General features: G+C 56.9%; 3 protein-coding genes. All 3 read right to left on the bottom strand.

From position 1 onward, the window contains the following. A partial coding sequence (locus VKV29_RS00510) for a flagellar biosynthesis protein FlhA (RefSeq protein ID WP_324199339.1) occupies positions 1 to 1,257 on the bottom strand: 1,257 nt, incomplete at its 3' end. Between the two features lie 251 nt (positions 1,258 to 1,508). Beyond that, the gene (locus VKV29_RS00505; protein ID WP_324199338.1) at positions 1,509 to 1,979 is read right to left on the bottom strand and encodes a hypothetical protein; all 471 of its coding nucleotides are present in this window, start codon (positions 1,977 to 1,979) and stop codon (positions 1,509 to 1,511) included. A 15-nt stretch (positions 1,980 to 1,994) separates the two neighbouring features. Then, the coding region (locus VKV29_RS00500) for a cyclic-di-AMP receptor (RefSeq protein ID WP_324199337.1) at positions 1,995 to 2,316 on the bottom strand (322 nt) is incomplete at its 5' end.

Genomic DNA, 2,316 nt, shown 5'->3' with positions numbered 1-2,316 from the left:
TTGATTGGGGCGCAACTGCAGGTTGTCCCGAATGCGAACGGTGGGCAGCACAATCCCCAGCTCCATCGCGATCTGTTTGCGCACCCCTCCTACCCGCTCTGCGAGGTCACCCCCCTCCTCCGGCAGGGCCAAAGGCACCAGTCCACTGCCGAGTTCAAGCTCGATGGTCTCCACATTCAACAGCGGCAGCACGGCCTCCGGCCCTTTAGGGGCAGCATTGGCAGCAAGCTTCTGCTTCTCGCTCTCTTTCAACGCGCGTTTCTGCTCTTCCTCCGCACGTCGCGTTAAGAAAAAGGCCCCGCCGCCCGCAGCCGCTGCCAAAACAAGCAGTTGAAGCTTAGGGAAGCCCGGCAATAGCGCCAGCATAGCCATTAACCCGGAAACGATGATGAGAGGACGTGTGCCCTGAAATAGTTGCTGGAAAAAGGCCTGCGCGATTGGCTTTTCCGAGCCAGCCCGCGTGACGATAAGGCCTGTGGCCGTGGAGATAAGTAGCGCCGGAATCTGGCTGACCAGTCCTTCCCCTACGGTAAGTAGGGTGTATGATTGTAGCACGCTCATCACGTCGCCCCCACGGCTCAGCCCCAAAGCGAACCCGCCCACAATGTTGATGATAATGATGAGGATAGCTGCGATGGCATCGCCTCGCACGAATTTGCTTGCGCCGTCCATCGCCCCATAAAAATCGGCCTCTAGCTCGATCTGTTTACGTCGCTCTTTCGCCTGCTCCTCGTTGATCAGCCCTGCATTGAGATCGGCATCTATGGCCATCTGTTTGCCGGGCATGGCATCCAAAGTGAAACGGGCGGCCACCTCCGCTACGCGTCCGGCACCATTGGTAATTACCACAAACTGCACCACCACCAGAATCAGAAAGGCGATGATTCCCACAATGTAGTTGCCGCCCACCACAAACTTCCCGAAAGCCGCGATCACCTCGCCTGCATGGCCGGTGCCCAAAATCAGCTTCGTGGCGGCCACATCAAGGGCCAAGCGAAAGAGCGTCATGATCAGCAGAAGCGACGGAAAGATGCTGAACTGAAGTGGTTCCACGGTGTAGAAGGCCGATAGGAGAATGAGGGCCGATCCCCCTATATCTACTACCAAAAGCAGATCAAGCAGCCATTCGGGAAGTGGCACGATGAGCATGCCGAGCACCAGAATGAACAGAATGGCCAGCACCATGTCGGCACTGCGCGTGATCCGCTGGAGGAAAGAGCCAAAACCTTGTGAGAGCGACGTGGGAGCCGAGGTCATCTGTTAAACATCATCTCCTGTTGAGCATGAAAGAGAACCTAAGGTGGTCTATCTTCATTATCGGTAAGGAGATGAGCTGTTTTCAGGGGGAGTCTATCTCACTTGCAAAGCCTCTGCTGCCTAGGAGCGAGGGTGTCTTGACCACCTAAGGGCTCGCAAGAGGACAGGTGCCCGTAGGGATAGGGTAGGCTTTTTAGGGGAGGCCTTATGCCTGCCCTACTGCGAGAAGCTGTCCCCCAGCAGATAAAGCGCTAACGCAGAGGGTTTTGAGCGCACCATTCAAAAAGGGCAAGCCACTCGTCACGTTGACGGGCCACAAGCTCTGGCAGGTCTCGTCCACCCGCTTTAGCAACGAGGTCTATAAACTCGGCCGGCTTTAACTCCGGTCGCTCACGCAGCAGCGGATGAGAGGCCGCCCGACGCATCCAATAGTGGCTGTTGGCGAAGTCGCCCTCTCGCCGATGCATAATGCCATGCCAAAAGGCACCGGTGGGGTCGGGTAGGTTCTGGCAAATGGCATGACAACGTTCCAGGTCATCCACGTAAAGCCACAGACCGGCGGCCAGATCGGGCCGATCGCACAGGGCAGGCTCTTGCAGTACCTGCCTCACCAACTCCACATGATGCGGATGAGTGCCTAACAGATGGGGCATGGCCTGCTCCAGAGGCACGGCCTCGAAGAGCGGTTTGCAGGCAGCAGCGATGGGCTCAGGTAACGTCAACGGTGTGACCTCCTTTCAGAAACGCTCGAAACGCTCAACATCGAGCACAAAGCAGACAGCACCACCTACCAACACCTTTACCGGGCTTGGCATAAAGGTACCCACCGGCGCCGCATCGGGGGGAAGCACATTCACGAACTGTTCCCGCGTCTTGCAGCTCTCGCCGATAACCTCAATCACCTTATCCACATCTTTGGACTCGACGCCGATAAGCAGCGTTACGTTGCCCTCTCGAAGAAACCCGCCCGTGCTGGCAATTTTGGTGAACTGAAATCCGTTGCGCAGAAGGGCCTCGGTAATTCGATTTTTGTCACGATCGTGGACAACCGTAATAACC

Origin of the sequence: Chthonomonas sp. (assembly GCF_035294165.1) — a bacterium.
Lineage (GTDB): Bacteria > Armatimonadota > Chthonomonadetes > Chthonomonadales > Chthonomonadaceae > Chthonomonas.
The sequence above is the reverse complement of the archived record's forward strand: the minus strand, read 5'-3'. Positions and strand labels throughout refer to the sequence as shown.